Below are 17,847 nucleotides of genomic sequence, written 5' to 3'. Positions count from 1 at the left end.
GTCAGTCCGTTTTGAGCATGTAACCGACCCCTTTGACCGTCCTGATAATGGATGTATCACTTCCATCATCCACTTTCCCCCGTAGATAGGAGACATAGACATCCACGACATTGGTATTGTTATCAAAATCAATACCCCAGACAGCCTGTAGGATCGCGGTACGTGAAAGGGTCTTATTGCGATTTTCAATCAAATACTTAAATAGCTTAAATTCTTTAGGCGAAAGATCAACATTTGCACCACCTTTATAGACTTCATAACGATCCAGATCCACTTTGAGATCGCGAATTTCGATGCAGCTATCATTTACATGGGTTGCATTTTTATAGCTGTCCCGGCGTACCAAAGCTTTGATGCGGCTGAGGAGTTCTTTAAACGAAAAAGGTTTGACCAGGTAATCATCGGCACCACTTTCCAGGGCATCGACTTTATCTTCAATTTCACCAAGTGCGCTGAGGATCAGAATGGGAATATGGTTTTTTCGGTAGCGCAGCGTTTTTGTAAACTGGATCCCATCGATTCCCGGTAACATAATATCCAGTACCACAATATCCAGGGAATCTGCATTGACCCATTCTCGTGCCGCTTCAGCGGATTCCGCCAAAATGACCTGATGGCCCAACTCTTCCAGCCCTTTCACGACAAAGCTACTAATACGACGATCGTCCTCTACCAAAAGTATCTGCATAAACTGAATTTATTTTTATACGGGATTATAAAAATTATGAATATCCTAATGGAATCTACAAGTATACGAATTTACAAATTAATCCTTAGATAGGCCACAGCCCTATATTGCCCATATCGACCTGTCTATCCAGATCTCAGGCACCACTGATCTGGGATCAATTCCTTGGTTGAGATCTTAACAGGACTAGAAATCCAAAGTGGATCAGGTCGTAGCCAAACCTTTATTTCAGACAACGGGCCGTGACCAGCAGTTGGCCGACATGACGCTGTGCATGTTCAGCCGCATGAAATAAGAGACCGATTAGGGTCGTTGGAATCTGCTTTCTCCCCAGAAAACGTTCTTCAGTCAACGTTGAGGGATCAGTCACCGATAAGACATCTAAAGCCTGTCCGATCTGCAGCTGTAGGTTTCCGACTAGCGTAGCGACGCTGAGCTCCATATCCACGATGCCTTCTTTTTGGAGATAATCAAACTGCTCGGCAGACAAGGATTTGCCTGCAGCATAGGTAAACATGCGATCAATCACACCGCGGATATGCAGCAGATGAAATCCAATGCTAGCGTTGCCACAGGGGCGTGCCCAGAGCTGCTCCGACGACAGCTGGGCTGTATATTTTGCACTATCCTCTTCCACTTGCAGCAGCGCATGTGCTACCGGCTGCAAAAGATCTGGAATCCCCTTGATTGGTCCCCGCATCCATACTTCTAAGTTGTCCATACTTGATTTAATAAGCTATTTTCGTTTACTCGTGCTCTTCAATGCCCATAGTATCAGTATCGGTTGAAAAAATAAACGGGCAAACCGTTTCCCATCGCTGTCCAGTCCGAAACCATCCCGATGTTCTTTATATTGGGCGATATTGCCCGGGAACACCGCAACAAAAAACAGGGCTGCAATTTTTCCGACAGTAGCGCGCTGTTTGCCCCTAGCCAATAACAGCGCTCCGCCCAGCGCGATTTCAGCAAATCCCGAATACAGGACCGTATCATCTTTGGAGAGCGGCACCCAATCAGGTACCTGTGCCTGAAATTCCTTCCGGGCAAAGGTCAGATGTCCGATTCCCGCTACCATTAAAAAAGCACCTAAGCCATAGCGTGCAATCTTTTGAAGGCAAGATTTTTCCATACTATTTTTTAATAGAAGACAGTACAGGGCAAAAATAGTTTGCTGAGGACAAATAAGATTCGAAAAATAACGCTTATCCCCGCCCCTTTCCCAAATGTTTCCAGAATCTATCTGAACCTTTACCCTGTGGCATTTTCTGTCTCCAAGCTAAAGACAGCCTGAATGACAAAAAGCGAGCCTACAACAGATGTAATAGAATTTAGTAAAATAGCAAATATGAAGAAATTAACTTGGTTAGCAGCTGTACTGATAACAGGCAGCGCATGGACATTCACAGCATGTGACAAAGATGATGCAATGGAAAGCCCTGTCGGCTATGCAAAATTACCTCAGGCAGGCAAAACGATGATTGAATCTCATTTTGGAGCAAACACAGTAGCCAGCGTTACACGAAAAAACAATGCCGATACAGACGGTAGCCTCTATGAAGTCAGGTTGAACAGTGGTATAGAGATCGATTTAGACAAAGATGGCAACTGGACCGACATTGACGGGAATCATCAAAGATTACCAGATGCCTTAATCCCCGCACCTATATCGAACTATATCGTTAAGCAATACCCAGCGCCTTTATTTATCGAAGGTATAGACAAAGAACCTTATGGTTACCAAATCGATTTGTCCAATGATCTGGATTTAAAATTTAATGCCGATGGTAGTTTCATCGGTCTTGATGACTAAGGCGAGCCATCAAAAAAGGGACTTATCAAGCGATAAGTCCCAACCAGTAAAAAACAAACATTGACAAACTATTGCTGGCGATCCCAGCCGCCACCAAGAGATCTATATATCGCTACACTCGCTTTGAGCTGATTCGCTTTCTTCTCAACCAGTTCAAATTTGGATTCCAATGCATCGCGTTGCGTCAGCAACACTTCCATATAATCCGCGCGGGCATACTTAAATAAATCATTGGAGATAGCAATAGATTCCTTTAAGGCATCGACCTCCCGGGTCTTGATCGCAAGGCCATTTTCCAGATTTTTAATTTTTGAAAGCTGGTTAGCGACTTCGATATAGGCAGCTAATATGGTTTGCTCATAATGGTAGACTGCCTGCACCTGTCTTGCGTTGGCATTATAATAGGCCGCTTTGATTGCCCTTTTATTGATTAGGGGAGCGGTAAGCTCACCGACGAGTGAAGTCAGAAAAGATTCAGGTTTAATCAGATAAGTTGGATCAAAAGCCTGCAAGCCCACACCTGCAGCAATGTCCAAGGAAGGATAAAAACGCGCTTTCGCGGATTTAATATCCAGTTTGGAAGCAGCGAGTTCATATTCCGCTTGCTTAATATCCGGTCTATTTTCCAGCAGATCGGCGGGAATACCCGTGTAGACTGTCTGTGGAACAAGTTGCTCAAAGGCATCCTGGTTTCGCTGCACTGGCTGCGGGAATCTGCCTACAAGATAATTGATCCTATTTTCAGTTTCCGTTATCTGCTGCTGGATATCATATTGCATCCCCTGGGTTTTCAATATCTGCGCCTCGAATCTTTTGATGGCAAGCTTGTTCGACCGCGCGTTCTTTTTCAAGTCATTGACCACTGTTAGCGCATCATTTTGGATCTTCACATTTTCATTGACCACCAGCAGTTCGTTGTCCAGTGCCAGAAGCTCATAATAAGCATCTGCAATTTCGGAGATGAGATGCGTCACCATAAAGTTTTTGCCTTCCACACTCGCAAAATACCGCTGCAATTGCGCTTTGGTGGCATTGTGCAGTTTACCCCAGATATCCGTTTCCCATTGCGCCTGTACACCGACACCAAAATCAAACAGCGGTTCGGGCATCTCCCGCCCCGGTTCGATTTCCGTATTTTTCTCCATCGCACCGATATTGGTGTAACGGCTCACTTTGTCAACACCGGCACCTACTTTAAGCCCTACAGAAGGTAAATATTCACCTTTTTTGGCACTGACCTCATTTTTGGCCATCTCGATTTCCTGAAGCACAATATGGAGCTCCTGATTATTTGCGAGTGCCAGACCGATCAGTTCCTGTAGATTGGGATCATTGAAATAACTGTTCCATTTGATTTTCCCAGTATTTGTGGAGTCATTTTCGGCAGTACCATATTTCTCTGGTACAGCCCTATTTTCAGCACGCTGTTGTATTTCCAAAGGTTTGCAGCCCACGAAACTCAGTAAGAAAAGTGCAAAACCTGTATATTGATATAATCTATTTCTATTCATAATGTATCATGTCTTCGCTTAAAGGTGATTCGTCTTCGGCCTGGATCATTTTTCTACCATCCGCCAATTTTGCAAAAATGTAATAAAGTCCCGGAATGACGATAACGCCAAAGATTGTCCCGACGAGCATGCCACCTAATGCAGAAGCACCTATGGTATGGTTTCCGATAGCTCCGGCACCACTCGCAAAGACCAGCGGAACAAGTCCGGCGATAAAGGCAAATGAGGTCATCAGGATTGGTCTGAACCGAGCTCTTGATCCTTCTATGGCCGCTTCCAGTATTGAATCTCCGGCCTGGCGACGCTTGACGGCGAATTCAACGATCAGCACGGCATTTTTACCCAACAGACCGATGATCATGATCAGTCCCACCTGTGCATAGATATCATTTTCGAGCCCCATCGCCTTCAAGAGAAAGAAAGAGCCAAATACACCGACCGGTAGCGACAACAAAACCGCAAACGGGATAATAAAACTTTCGTATTGCGCTGCTAAAACAAGATATACGAATACCAAGACCACCAAGAAGACATAAATGGCTTCATTTCCGCGCTGTGCTTCATCGTATGACAATCCCTCCCAGGCCACTTTGTAACCGTGTGGTAATGTTGCCAGCGCTGTCTCATTGATCGCCTGAATCGCGTCAGCAGTTGTATAACCATTTGCCGGAAGGCCGCGCACCGCAGCAGAATTGTACATATTGTAACGTGTGATCTCGTTGGGGCCCTGTGTTTTTTTCAAGGTCATAAATGCCGAATACGGAACCATCTGATCATGATCATTTTTCACATAAAGGTTCATAATATCCGAAGGCAATCTTCTGAATTCGGGTGATGATTGCACATAGACTTTGAAGAATTGACCAAAACGGATAAAACCCTGTTCGTAAGTACTACCGATCAGGATATTGAGGTTATCCATGGCTTTACCGATAGAAACCCCTTTTTGCATAGCGGCATTATTGTCAAATACCAATTCATATTGCGGGTAATTGGCTGCAAAGAAGGTAAATACTCCCGTCAGCTCCTTACGTTTTTTTAGATTGGCAATAAAAGCTTTGTTTACTTTATCGAAATCCTGGTAATCTGTTGTTCGGTTTAAATCAAGTAAGCGCATCGAGAAACCACCCGAGGATCCAAAACCAGGAACAGCCGGCGGTTCGAAAAACTCTACAGTCGCCCCCAGATTTTTTGATTTTTCTTCAAGTTCTTCCATGATCTCTTTCACACCATGCTCCCGCTCACTCCAAGTCTTGAGGTTGATCAGACAGGTTCCCGCATTTGAACCACGACCTTCCGTCATGATCTCATAGCCGGCCAGCGAAGAGACCGACTCCACACCGTCCACACCCTGACAGATCTTTTGCAGTTCGCGGGAAAGCTTATTGGTCTGTTCCAGCGTCGATCCCGGTGGCGTCTGAATGATGGCATAGATCGTTCCCTGATCCTCGCTCGGTATAAAACCACCGGGAAGTGTTTTGTTGATTAGGAAAGTCCCCACACAGAAAGCAATGAGGATGCCCCAGGTGATGACCCTCCGGCTGGCGATCTTGCGCAGCAAGGAGGCATAGGAGCCCGTTACCCGGTCAAAAGTCCGGTTAAAAGCATCGAGTGCTTTGGTAAATAGATTTTTCTTTTGAGGTTTTCCATGATTATTTTTCAATAACATCGCTGCAAGCACAGGTGTGAGTGTAAGTGCTACGACGGCCGATATCACAATGGAACTCGCCATGGTAATTGAAAACTGACGGTAAAACGTCCCGACAGGGCCTGTCATAAACGAAATCGGGATAAACACGGCAACCATGACCGCCGTAATAGCGATGATCGCGCCGGCGATTTCAGCCATCACTTCCTTGACGGCATTGTAAGGCGAGATGGCGCTCTCCTCCATCTTGGCGTGGACGGCTTCGATCACGACAATGGCATTGTCCACCACAATACCAATGGCCAGGACGAGTGCAAAAAGTGTAACCAAGTTGATCGACATTCCGAACCACTGAATAACAAAGAATGTACCTATTAGCGATACGGGAACCGCAATGATCGGGATCAGCGTAGAGCGCCAGTCGCCCAGGAAAATAAATACAACGATAGCCACCAGGATAAAGGCATCACGCAAGGTATGCATTACCTGTTCGATCGAGGCATCCAAAAACTGCGAGACGTCATAGCTGATCTTATAGTCCACACCCGGCGGGAAATTTCCTTTCATCTCTGCCAGCTTCGCTTTTACATCCTTAATAACATCATTGGCATTGCTACCATAATTCTGCTTGAGTACAATGGAAGCCGAGGGATGTCCATCCAGATTCGAGTAAATATCAAAAAACTCACTGCCCAATTCGACTTTGGCAACATCTTTCAACTTGATATTTTCACCTTCGCCGTTTGCCCGAACGATGATATTTTCATATTCCTCAGGTTTATTGTACTGGCCTTTATAGGTCAACACATACTCCAGCGACTGGGCAGCAATACCTGAACTCTGCCCCAATCGTCCCGGTCTACCAATAATACTTTGCTCACCGATAGCCTTCATCACCTCATCGACAGATAAGCTATAGGCCCGCATACGGTCGGGATTTAACCAGATCCGCATGGCATAACGTCTGCTCCCCAAGATCTGGGATTTGGCAATACCATGGATCCGGTTGATTTCGGGAATAATGTTTACGGTCGCATAGTTGTACAGGAATTTTTCATCCATACTTTTACTGGTACTGTACAGGTTCACGTACATCAACATACTGGGCTGAATCGGATTGACGATCACACCTTCCTTTTGCACCAGCTCGGGCAACAGCGGCATCACCTGATCCACTCTCGTTTTGACCAGTACGACCGCATCATTGGGGTCTGTCCCCGGGTCAAAGACCACGTTTACCGTAGCCTCACCGGCACTGGTCGCATCTGTTGCGATATAACGCATGCCCTGTACCCCATTAATGGCATTCTCTAAGGTAATGAGTGAAGATTTTACAAGCACATCTGCACTTGCCCCTGGATAGGCGATTGAAACCGCCACTGTGGTGGGGGCGATCTTCGGAAATTGTTCGGTAGGAAGCTGCTTGATAGCCAGACCACCGATAAATAAGATGACAACCGATATGACAATAGCAAATACCGGCCGATGTATTACTTTTTTAAACATAATGCTGCTTTTTAATTACTCTGCATATAAATCTAGGTTTGACATGACTTTCTCCGGGGTCTGGTACTTTGATTCAATGGTCTGATTTTCCTGTACCATTCGAAGTCCATTCAGTAAAATCTTTTCGTCTTTACTCAAGCCCGAAGAGACAACATAGATATGTGGCAGTTCAGCAGCAACCTTTATTTCTCTTGCTTTAACTTTATTATCTTTTGTGATGACATAGACATATTTCTTTTCGAGCTCCTCAAATGTCGCTTTCTGCGGGATCATCAAAGCATTCGTATACGGCGAGGTGATCACAATATTGCCGGTCTCCCCGAAACGCAATAAACCTTTTGGATTTGGGAAGGTCGCCCTGTAGGCAATATTTCCCGTTTCGTTATTAAAGTCCGATTCGATTGTTTCGACAATTCCCTCCTGGCCAAATTCCTTTCCGTTGGCCAGGTTCAACCGGACATGCATTGGACTGTTATCCTTTTTAGCCTCCATCTGATTGAGGTATTCTACTTCGGGCACATTGAAGTAAACCCACATTTTGCTATTGTCAGATAGCTCCGTAATCAGCTCCCCTTCATCCACCAGACTACCTTTACGTAGATGCAGTTTACCGACAATACCGGAGAATGGTGCTACGATGTCCGTAAATTTGAGGTGCGTATTCATGGATGCCAGTTCGGCTTTGGCCTTTTCATATTTTGCTTTGGCCATTTCGGTTTCCTGGGGGGCAACAATATCTTTTTCGGAGAGATTTTTGGTATTTTGATATTCGATCTCCGCATATTTCACCTCAGCTCTTGCGCGATTGACATCGGACTCATAAAGGTTGGGCATAATTTTAAAGAGTGGCTGCCCTTTTTGTACAAACTGCCCCTCGTCCACAAAAATAGATTGAATATAACCTTTTTCTTGGGCGCGTAGCTCGATATGATTGATCGAACGGATCTGAGCAACATAATCTTTATTGACGAGTGTATCTTTCACCAACGGAGTGGTCACGTTGAAAACTGCTGCTTCTTTTTTTTCCTTTTTCTCGGACTGGCAGCTTGTAGATAGCATAATAAGGCACAGGTTGATATACATGAAATTTTTCATGACCATGATCATAGATTTTTATAATAATTTTCGAAAAATTGAACAATAGTGTGACAGGCATCCAAATTACCTTGAAAGCCATTTTTGATATTTTCTAAAAAAAATTACTTAAAAATCACAGCCTGAAAACACTGTAATGGATATAAAGGGCGTTTTTTAGTGGGGTAAGATGCTGTGTGTTGGCAAGCGATATCGCTGTGCAGGTATTGTGAAACTCCGGATGGATGTAAGCGGTCAGATTTCCAAGATCATTTTTGGAAAGTGCAATTAAATTTGGCGAGTCGGTGTCGCTTCCGGTATCATCATTTTCACCGTCTTTTTCAGCAAAATAAGCCCTGAGTTTTTCGTGGCGCCGATGTTTACTTTTACGGATGACGTCGTTATCCTGTTGCGCGCCTTTTACCTGTCGATTGAAGTGTTCGACAGCATGCCGGTTGATTGCTACGGTAGATTCTGCTGTTGCTGCATAATGCCAGCCTAAACTGACAAGTATTGCGCACCATACGCCGAACAGATATTGACGGAATCTTCCTTGCATCGTTAAAGCAAATGTAATTAAACTTTAAAAAGGATGCAAGCAATTTAGATATGGAAGTGTTAAAGATTAAATACTATTGTTACAAAGTATTTAAAATTAAACCTTTAAAGTTTAAATAATCATATTAACAGAAATTTATGCAAACACTTTAATTTGACAGCCGCTCTAGTGTTGTAAGGCAGAAACATCGCAATGCAAGTTTAACGCTAACGCAGGACGAGGCATTCCGACTTTTGCCAGAATGCCTCGTCCACATGCATCAGTTTAATTTCTTTTGTAGGATTTATTTTGATTCCTTCTTCCTACACAGGTTTTTGGCCTGCCACGCTGCCTTTATATCGAAAGATTGAGGTCCGCGATGTCCCCCAACACCTGAGCATCATTTAGATCAACACTTTTTGCTGTACGCGCCACCTGATACAGACCCGCAATTGGTAAAACTGTGGTAAAATCTTTTGGGCTCCCGTGCTTAAAGTTGAGCACGCCAGATATGCTGATGAGAACCCCTTTTAGATCATCAATCTTTGACCCTTTCTTTACGACCTTAAAACGGACAGATACATTTTTGGGTGCAGCAGCCCCCTCCAATGAAACCAGCAAAATATGTTCGAGATTGACATCCAAAGCTGAATGTAAAGGTTTTACCTTTTTTATGACAACATTTTTCAATGTATCGTTTGTACGCTCGGCATTGAAAATAAAGACGCCACTTTTTGCATTTCGATCGCCGCTATATTGTCCCGGGTGTTCCTGAACCATATAATCGACCGCAATCTTGACATTTTCATTAAACCGTTGTGCTAATTGTTTTTTTCTCCAAAAAAATGCTCCCAAAAAAATGAATAGAATAACTAGAATGCCTGTAACCATAATAACATGTATTTAATAATATAACATAGATAGATGGCTCAAAAGTAGCGGTTTTTCACTTCTTAAAAAACTCAGATACAGCTATTAACCAGATTTATACAACAAAAAATCAGAATTGTAATTTATCAACTACAACTTACTGGCAAAATAATGCATTTCAAAAAAAAGTTGCTATAAAAAGGCAGATATCAGCAACCTTCCCCCAGCGATTAAATCAAAATGCCCATCGAATTATGTAGCGCAAATATCACCTCAAGCAAAACGAATTGTAAACAAAGTCTCACGGATATAAATAGATAAAAAAACACTCGGTCTGAATGCCCATATTTGCATCCATACAAAAATCAAAACTGATCTGCATGAAAAAATATATTATCGTTTTTAGTCTCTCCATACTCGCGCTTACTGCGGCTGCTCAGAAGAAAAAGAAAGCAAAATTTCCAGAACCTAAGCGAGTAGAGTTGATCCCTGTGATCGAAGCAACCCCGGTTACAGAAGGCTCTTCTGAGCCTGCCGTCTTTGCTGCGCCGATGCCTACCACGAGTACCCCTACTATTCATGCCACAACAACCGGTGGAAAGGAAATACACCTCCAGGGTATCGAAGAATTTAAAAATGCAGATCTATCGACCTTGAAAGAACTGTCTTTTAGTACCATGGTCTCAGGAAAAACGATCGAAAGTAGCCTTCTACAGAAGATTGTGAATGAGGGCACACAATTGGAAGTTTTGACAATCAACAATTTCGCACTGGAAGCTTTTCCGGAAATCAAAACGCCTAATCATCGATTGAAAAAGCTGTCATTAACGCAAAATCAGTTAACAACACTTCCGGCCAGTATTTCCAATCTTACCGCGCTTGAAGGTTTCGATTGCAACAACCCGTTGACAACATTACCGGCATCATTTGCGCAGCTCAAAAATCTACAGCAGCTCGGACTGAACAGCTATATGTTTACGGCCTTTCCAAAGGAAATCTTTAGCCTCAATAAACTGTCCGTGTTATATCTATCGCGCAATTACAAAAGTAAACCAGAACAAACGGAGCTTCCTGATCTGTTTCAGCAACTACCCGAATTGAAAGAGCTCGGTATAGAAAATGCAGAACTATCTGCCCTGCCAAAATCTATTGCTACACTTAAAAAATTAGAAAAAGCTAATTTTTCCTACAACAAATTTACTTCCTTTCCCGAAGTACTGGCATCAAATCCCAAACTGACCTATATCCCCTTTACCAATAATCCCCTGCAATGGGAGCCGTTTTTGGCTTCCGTCAAAAAAATAAAATTCGGTGGGTTGTTTTTCTTGGAGGAAACAGGTCTTACTAAAAAACAATACGAACAGATTCAGGATATCCTGACCAAAACAGATGTCTATTATGACGGCATGAATGACTAAAATTCATAAGATCCGCCAACGATATATTTAGGCAGCCCGGTCAAAAGCTAGACTGCCGCCATTCTGATACAATTCAAATAGATAAATAAACACAACGAGAGTTACCTGCCTTTTATCTATGCATATGTACTTGAGCAGATCAAAAAAAGCAAAGGGTACAGCGCATCATAAGATCAAGCCAATTTAATCAAACCGTATCCTAACCGCACAAGGAATACAAGTTGAAACAGGAAGGTTTAAGATTGTATAAATTTGTATTTTTTTACCAATTAAATTATCTGCAACAGCTTTTAACAGCTCCATATTTTGATTCGTATTTTTCATATCATCGATATCAGATTTTACGACCTGTCCATTTTGCGAAATTGTAAGATGATAAAATAAATTATTTGTTCCATACGGATTATCAAATACATAGTCTAAATCTTTATATTTTATGCTCATATTACAACTATATTTCTGACCTTTTAAATGTTTAGTATCAAATACAATTTGATTCTTATTGAAGTCAACGACCTTGTTTTCTAGCTGACGAGACAATATCATAGAAAAATCCTCATTGGAAATTTGTTCAATTTTTGGACCTAACCCGGCATCTTTCATCATTTCTCCCATTGAAAAATATCCCTTTATATCGTTTTTAGGGCTTTCTTTATTTTTCCTGGCAATAGTCCACATTGGATAAGCTTGTCCTCCAATATAACTTATTTTCGGATTATACGGATCTTTCTGATAATCTCGCCAATCCATAAAAATGGTATCATTACTTTTTTGGCCAAAGAATTTCACGATATGAACACTGTCCATTAGACCTATCTTATATAAATAAATTGCATTTGATTCTTGAACGACTGCAACAAGAAATGAGCTATCTGGGTTCCTCAAGTAGGTTCCATTTGCAGGAACCTTATGCAAGATTCTAGCGGTTGACTGCTGTCGCTTAGTTTCAGAGTTACAACCAAAAAGAATAAAAATAACCCAAAACGCTACTTTTATAGATGACTTATTTGTATTTAATGCTCTCATTCCAAAAAAACAAAGTAAATAGTTTATTATCAGACGGAGCTGTCATGTGGTCTCCACTACTATGATGCAAAAATTAATAAAATTCATACGAAGTCTCTTAAAAAAAATATTGATGTCCCCGATTGATTCCAACACGACTGTCTACGCCTAATTTTCTCCCGATTCAAAAGTTTAGCATATTTTCCTATATTTATGCCATGCTCCAAGAGCTCCTATTATGTCGATTGCTTAATACATTTTAAATCACTTGGAAAATTTGCAGACATCTCTACCTTATGACATTGAATCGCTTTTTCAACGGTATTACAAACAGCTCTGTCTGTTTGCAAACAATATACTGCATGATGAAGCGTTGGCTGAAGATATTGTCCAGAGCTTTTTCGCTGGACTCTGTGAGGGGCGGAATGCCTTGCCCGAAGATGAGGGTGCACGCAAGGGCTATCTTTTTATTGCCGTCCGAAACAACTGCCTCAAACAGATCCGAAGCGAAAAAGTAAAAAGCAAGTACTTCGATCAGCTCGATAAGGACATGATCGAAGAACAGACGATCATGGATGCCATGATGCAGGCCGAAGTGATCAACCAACTGATGGAAGCGATCAACCAATTGCCACAGGGCTGTAAGCAGGTGCTGCATATGGCCATTTTTGAAAAGCTCTCCAACGATGAAATTGCCAATAACCTGACCATTTCCATTAATACCGTCAAAAGTCAGAAAAAAAGAGCGATACAGCTTTTACGCACGCGTCTGGATAGCCGGATGCTAGCACTCCTATTATTTTTATTACCTGACTAACAACATCTTATAATTTTTCTTCATTTTTCCTTCCATCCTTTTACATCCCTTGTGGCTCTTTTAATCAAACAACCGATTGAAGAACATGAAGGATCAGCAATTTATACTAGTAGATTACTTAGTAAAGCACTTTAGTGGAACACTGAGTCAGACAGATATACAGTCCCTTCAAAAGATCTTTGAAGATGATCCTACCTTGCGCGATCAATGGGAGAAATATACCAGTCAAGGTGTCAAGTCCAGCGATGCCCAGTTTTGGAATAGTCTTGACCTCGATCAGGCAAGAGCTAAAATACTAACCTACGAACCTGCCAAAACCGCAATCCGACCAGTCGGCATTCGCAGCATCCGAAACCTAAAAATCTACGTGGGTATAGCTGCCAGTCTGCTCGTCATTATTGGCGCCGCGCTGCTCCTGAATACGACACATCGGGATAAGCAGATTGTTGCCGATCAGGTGTATCATTATAAAAATGATGTTTTACCCGGCGGACAGAAGGCTACACTGACACTTTCCGATGGTAAAACCATCGCACTATCGCACGAACAAGCCACCCTGCAAGAAAAAAATGGTGAACAGCTCCAGATTAGCGATGGACAACTGCATTACAAACAAAACAGCGAGCTGGCAGAACTTGCTACCTTAAAAAATACCTTGACAGTGCCAGCATCCGGATTCTACCGGATGGTACTGCCCGATGGCACCAAAGTCTGGGTCAATTCCGCATCGGAGCTGAGTTACCCTTTGGCCTTCGGCAAATCGATCCGACAGGTAGAACTGCGTGGGGAAGCTTACTTTGAGGTGGCGCACGAAAAAAATCGACCATTTATTGTCCGTACTGCTCATGGTGACATCAAAGTTTTAGGCACCGCTTTCAATCTAACGGCATACAACAGTAGCTCATCCAATGTCACACTGATCAATGGCAGTATTCAACTGACCAATAAAAACAAGACAACAAAACAGCTAATCCCTGGGCAAAAAGCTGAATTTGATGGCAGTGACATGCGCATTTCCCAAGCGAATATTGAAAAAGAAACCGCTTGGCAGCAGGGTTACTTCTATTTCGAGCATGACAAGATACAGGATATTATGGAGCAACTGGCGCGATGGTATGATATTAAAGTCATTTATCAGGGTCAGATCACCAAGAAAACCTTTGGCGGAAGCATTAGCCGAAGCGTCAGCCTGGCCGAAGCCCTGGAATTAATAAAACGTGGTGCCGGAGTTGAATTCGTCATTGACCAAAAAACCGTGACCGTAAAGAATAAGAATTAAAAGACAAACAATTACTAAAGGAGGACCAATCTATGATCTAAATATTTACTCGACCAAACTTAGCACTACCGAGTTATACGGTGCTGACCAAGGGTGCATAAGTACCTGAATTAAAACCACAAAAACCAATCCTATTACTGATAAATATGAATAATTTCAAAAATTACTTTTTCGGGAAAGGAACGACCGATCATCGTTTTTCACCCCTTATTTCGAAAAAGGTCAAAGCCACCTTATTTCTAGGTTTACTATTTACTTATGGTGTATATGGTAAAACAGAAGCACAGCAGGTCACCATGCATGTCAACAAAGGGAACCTGAAAACTATCTTTCAAGAAATCAAGAAACAGACCGGCTACCATTTCTTTTATGACGAAAGTCTCTTTAATGGCTTAAAGGTGGTGAGCCTCAATGCAAACAATCAAGAGCTCGAAACTGTCCTTAAGGAACTATCGGACGAGCTGCCAGTTGCGTTTGAGATCCACAAAAAACATATTGTTGTCTTGCCAAGTGCTCAAAAAAATACTGTCCAGGTACAACAGCAACAACAATACAGCATTAGAGGCAGATTGACTGCCAGAAAAGACGGAGCCCCTATTGAAAATGCAACGATAAGCTTAAATGGAACTACGACCAGAACATCTTCGGATAGCCAGGGTAACTTTTCACTTAAATCTTCATCCGCAGAGGGTACACTGACAATTTCCCACCTTTCCTTCAAACCGCAGACCATAAAATTCAACAGTACGGCGGCAAGCGATTTAGCCATATCGTTAGAAGAAAACGACAGCGCACTGGAGGAAGTTGTGGTTGTCGGCTTTGGTACACAAAAGAAAGTCAATTTAACAGGGGCCATTGCGCATGTCGGCAAGGAGGCTTTTGAAAATCGGCCGGTTGCCAATATCGGTCAGGCTTTACAGGGCCTTGTCCCCAACCTGAACATTACCTTTGGAAACGGTTCGCCAAACAGCACACCAGGATTTAACCTACGGGGTGGTACCTCCATGAATTATAATGCGAATACGCAGGTCTTTGAATCCGTTAATGGCGACCCTTTGATCATCATTGATGGGATTGAGAGCACCACAGGTGCCCTCAATCAGCTCAATCCGAATGACATCATGGACATGTCTTTTGTCAAAGATGCATCTGCCGCAGCGATCTATGGTACCAAAGCTGCCTATGGGGTAATTTTGGTCCGTACCAAACGAGGGGAGTTCAATCAGAAAGGCAAAATAGCGTACAACTTCGACTCCAATTTTGATACGCCATCGGGGCTTCCCGATATCCTCAATGCCTATGAAATCCAAAAATCAGGCATGGACAGAACATTATGGACAAATGGCAAGCCCGGCACTGCAGATGAAAAAAAACTGGAGATGATCCAAAAGTATATGGATAATCCTACGCCTGAAAATGCGTGGTATCAGGAGGGAAACAGCATCATTTGGGTAGCCAATGTCAATCCCTTTGAGGAAGCGGTCAAAAAATGGACACCGATGCAAAAACATACCCTCAATCTTAGTGGTGGTGCCGAATCCATTAACTACTATATTTCCGGAGGCCTACAGAATCAATCGGGAATGTACAAGATCAACACCGACAAATTGAAACGCTACAATGCCCTGATGAATATCAATGCCAAGGTGAACAATTGGTTCAGTGTTTTTGGAAAGATCGGTTTTGACCAGACAAATTTCAATAGCCCTTACATCGTTGGTGGTAAAGGAAGTATATGGGCTGCCATGATGGGTGAGACGAACAAAAATATCAATATGCCTATCCAGACTGGGCCGAATGATCCTTTACCCAATACCTATACCGATAATATCCTGGCCTGGCTGAGCTATGGGGCCAACAATCAGTCCACGGATAGAAGGGTATCGCTATTGATCTCGCCCGAATTTACATTGATACCGAATGCCCTGAAACTAAAGGCAGACCTCAGCTATCAGCCGCAGTCTTACAGCCTGAGCCGGTACAGTCCCAAGTTCAACCAAGTCGTGGACTCCTGGCAATATACCTCCCAGCAGGCCGAAGCCGCAGAGAACCGCGCCTATTTTGACAACAACAACACTAATAAATACCTCATTAATATCTATGCTGATTATAAGAAGACCTGGGCCGAGAAACATAATTTTTCCACTGTAGTTGGTTACAATCAGGATCAGACTAAATTTAATCAGATCACCAATACATTCCGAAAATTGATTTCTCCAGATATACAGAACCCTGATGCTGCGGAGGATCCATCTTTACATACCGTATCCCGAAATGCATATACACTAGCTGGACGTGCCATATTCGGACGTGTGAACTACAACTTCGCCGAAAAGTATTTTTTTGAGAGCAATCTCCGCTATGATGGCAGTGCGAAGTTTACTGAAAAAGACCGATTTGTAACATTCCCTTCCTTCTCGGCAGGATGGCGGATATCGCAGGAGAATTTTATGGAAAGTACAAAAAGTTGGCTCAACGAACTTAAACTGCGCGGAAGCTGGGGAAAACTGGGCAATCAGCCCTCATCCATCTATCCATATCAGGCAACAATGGCTACGGGAAAGGCTCCTTATCTAATCAATGGGCAACAGATCGTCTATATCAACCCGCCGGGACTGGTATCACCTTACCTGACCTTCGAGAAAGCCAGAACCTGGAATATCGGCTTGGATGGTACATTTCTCAAAAATCGCTTGGATGTTACCTTTGAATATTACAACCGGAAGACCACCGATATCCTGACCGATGGCAGCGCTTCATTTCCGACGACATTGGGGACTGCCGCACCTTTGGAAAATTCAGGGATACTCGAGACAAAAGGCTTCGAGCTTTCTTTCCTTTGGAAGCAGACAATTAACAGCGACCTCCGCTATCGTGTAGGCCTTAACCTATCTGACTATCTGACCAAAGTACAGCATTATGCTGCCAATACCACGATGATGATTACAAATCCTCAAGGTAGAGAGGTGATGTATGACGGTAAAACAATCGGTGAAATATGGGGATACCGTACCGGCGGCATACTGCAGGAAGGCGATTTTGCTGGACGAAACGCAAGCAATGGCAATTGGATCTACAATGGAGCTAATCAGGGCAACGTTTTTCCGGGTTATATCTGGTATCAGGATCTTGGCGGCCCCGAAGGGATTCCGGACGGTAAAATAGATGCCGGATTGAATACCCTGGCCAACCCGGGTGACCGTGTTGTCATCGGAAATTCCACACCACGTTATCGCTTTGGTATCACCGGAAATGTGCAGTACAAAAATTTCGATCTTGATTTCTTGTTCCAGGGTGTACTCAAGCGTGATATCTGGGCCGGCTTATCATCCTACTGGGGCGGTGGCGCCGGGTCAAAATGGATGTACGAACGTTCCTGGACGCCTGAGCGTACCGATGCGGAGTTTCCGATGTATGGCTTATCTGTAAACTCTGTAAACGTGCAGGACCGGTACCTGATCAATGGCGCCTACCTCAGACTGAAACAGGCGGTATTGGGCTATACCTTGCCCAATCAGCTGACCAAACGATTTGGCGTCGAGCGATTACGCTTCACACTTGCCGGTTACAATATCTTTGAAGTCACAAAAATACCTGCAATTTTTGATGTCGACCAGATCTCTGCCGATTATCCACAAAAGCGGTCTATTGCTTTTGGTGCTCAAATTGTCTTCTAACTAAAC

The 17,847-nt window shown here is 43.2% G+C and carries 14 protein-coding genes; 5 read left to right on the top strand and 9 right to left on the bottom strand.

The genetic code is table 11. From position 1 onward, the window contains the following. Position 1 precedes the first annotated feature (1 nt). The 3 genes from DFQ12_RS14800 to DFQ12_RS14790 form a co-directional block, all read right to left on the bottom strand. Positions 2-688 carry a response regulator transcription factor gene (locus DFQ12_RS14800; RefSeq protein WP_120259826.1) on the bottom strand — a complete coding sequence of 229 codons (687 nt, stop codon included), beginning with the start codon at positions 686-688 and terminating at the stop codon, positions 2-4. Between the two features lie 223 nt (positions 689-911). Next, a complete protein-coding gene (locus tag DFQ12_RS14795; protein ID WP_244211752.1) occupies positions 912-1,388 on the bottom strand; it encodes a DinB family protein in 477 nt (158 codons plus the stop codon). A gap of 36 nt (positions 1,389-1,424) precedes the next feature. Beyond that, positions 1,425-1,817 carry a DoxX family protein gene (locus DFQ12_RS14790; RefSeq protein ID WP_120259824.1) on the bottom strand — a complete coding sequence of 131 codons (393 nt, stop codon included), beginning with the start codon at positions 1,815-1,817 and terminating at the stop codon, positions 1,425-1,427. Positions 1,818-2,033: 216 nt separating this feature from the next. On the opposite strand from DFQ12_RS14790, the gene DFQ12_RS14785 reads away from it, so the two are divergent. Next, entirely contained in the window at positions 2,034-2,498 is a 465-nt protein-coding gene (locus tag DFQ12_RS14785; RefSeq protein ID WP_167457286.1) for a PepSY-like domain-containing protein, read from the top strand. A gap of 68 nt (positions 2,499-2,566) precedes the next feature. Here DFQ12_RS14785 and DFQ12_RS14780 read toward each other — a convergent pair whose 3' ends face one another. From DFQ12_RS14780 to DFQ12_RS14760, 5 genes are all read right to left on the bottom strand, one after another. Continuing rightward, positions 2,567-4,009, bottom strand: a complete 1,443-nt coding sequence (locus DFQ12_RS14780) for a TolC family protein (RefSeq protein ID WP_120259822.1) — start codon at positions 4,007-4,009, stop codon at positions 2,567-2,569. Next, positions 4,002-7,163: an efflux RND transporter permease subunit gene (locus tag DFQ12_RS14775; protein ID WP_120259821.1), complete on the bottom strand. Its 3,162-nt coding sequence runs from the start codon at positions 7,161-7,163 to the stop codon at positions 4,002-4,004. The genes DFQ12_RS14780 and DFQ12_RS14775 overlap by 8 nt, the downstream gene beginning before the upstream one ends. A 15-nt stretch (positions 7,164-7,178) precedes the next feature. Beyond that, complete coding sequence (locus DFQ12_RS14770) at positions 7,179-8,258, bottom strand: efflux RND transporter periplasmic adaptor subunit (protein WP_208642557.1); 1,080 nt, start codon at positions 8,256-8,258, stop codon at positions 7,179-7,181. A 115-nt stretch (positions 8,259-8,373) separates the two neighbouring features. After that, on the bottom strand, positions 8,374-8,796 hold the full coding sequence (locus DFQ12_RS14765; RefSeq protein WP_120259820.1) for a hypothetical protein: 423 nt from the start codon (positions 8,794-8,796) through the stop codon (positions 8,374-8,376). Positions 8,797-9,129: 333 nt separating this feature from the next. Next, positions 9,130-9,666, bottom strand: coding sequence for a hypothetical protein (locus DFQ12_RS14760; protein WP_120259819.1), 537 nt, complete (start codon positions 9,664-9,666; stop codon positions 9,130-9,132). 359 nt (positions 9,667-10,025) lie between these two features. Between DFQ12_RS14760 and DFQ12_RS14755 the strand changes: the two genes are divergently transcribed. Further along, on the top strand, positions 10,026-11,063 hold the full coding sequence (locus tag DFQ12_RS14755; RefSeq protein ID WP_120259818.1) for a leucine-rich repeat domain-containing protein: 1,038 nt from the start codon (positions 10,026-10,028) through the stop codon (positions 11,061-11,063). A 183-nt stretch (positions 11,064-11,246) separates the two neighbouring features. On the opposite strand, the gene DFQ12_RS14750 is transcribed toward DFQ12_RS14755, so the two are convergent. Beyond that, the gene (locus DFQ12_RS14750; protein ID WP_120259817.1) at positions 11,247-12,089 is read right to left on the bottom strand and encodes a hypothetical protein; all 843 of its coding nucleotides are present in this window, start codon (positions 12,087-12,089) and stop codon (positions 11,247-11,249) included. A gap of 256 nt (positions 12,090-12,345) precedes the next feature. On the opposite strand from DFQ12_RS14750, the gene DFQ12_RS14745 reads away from it, so the two are divergent. The 3 genes from DFQ12_RS14745 (at position 12,346) to DFQ12_RS14735 (ending at position 17,841) form a co-directional block, all read left to right on the top strand. Continuing rightward, entirely contained in the window at positions 12,346-12,885 is a 540-nt protein-coding gene (locus tag DFQ12_RS14745) for an RNA polymerase sigma-70 factor (protein ID WP_167457285.1), read from the top strand. 85 nt (positions 12,886-12,970) lie between these two features. Continuing rightward, positions 12,971-14,164 carry a FecR family protein gene (locus tag DFQ12_RS14740; RefSeq protein ID WP_120259815.1) on the top strand — a complete coding sequence of 398 codons (1,194 nt, stop codon included), beginning with the start codon at positions 12,971-12,973 and terminating at the stop codon, positions 14,162-14,164. Between the two features lie 146 nt (positions 14,165-14,310). Then, positions 14,311-17,841: a SusC/RagA family TonB-linked outer membrane protein gene (locus DFQ12_RS14735; protein WP_120259814.1), complete on the top strand. Its 3,531-nt coding sequence runs from the start codon at positions 14,311-14,313 to the stop codon at positions 17,839-17,841. Positions 17,842-17,847 lie beyond the last annotated feature (6 nt).

It is taken from the genome of Sphingobacterium detergens, from assembly GCF_003610355.1.
In the GTDB taxonomy this organism is placed as follows: domain Bacteria; phylum Bacteroidota; class Bacteroidia; order Sphingobacteriales; family Sphingobacteriaceae; genus Sphingobacterium; species Sphingobacterium detergens.
Note: the sequence above shows the minus strand (reverse complement) of the source record. Positions and strands in the feature narration are given on the sequence as shown.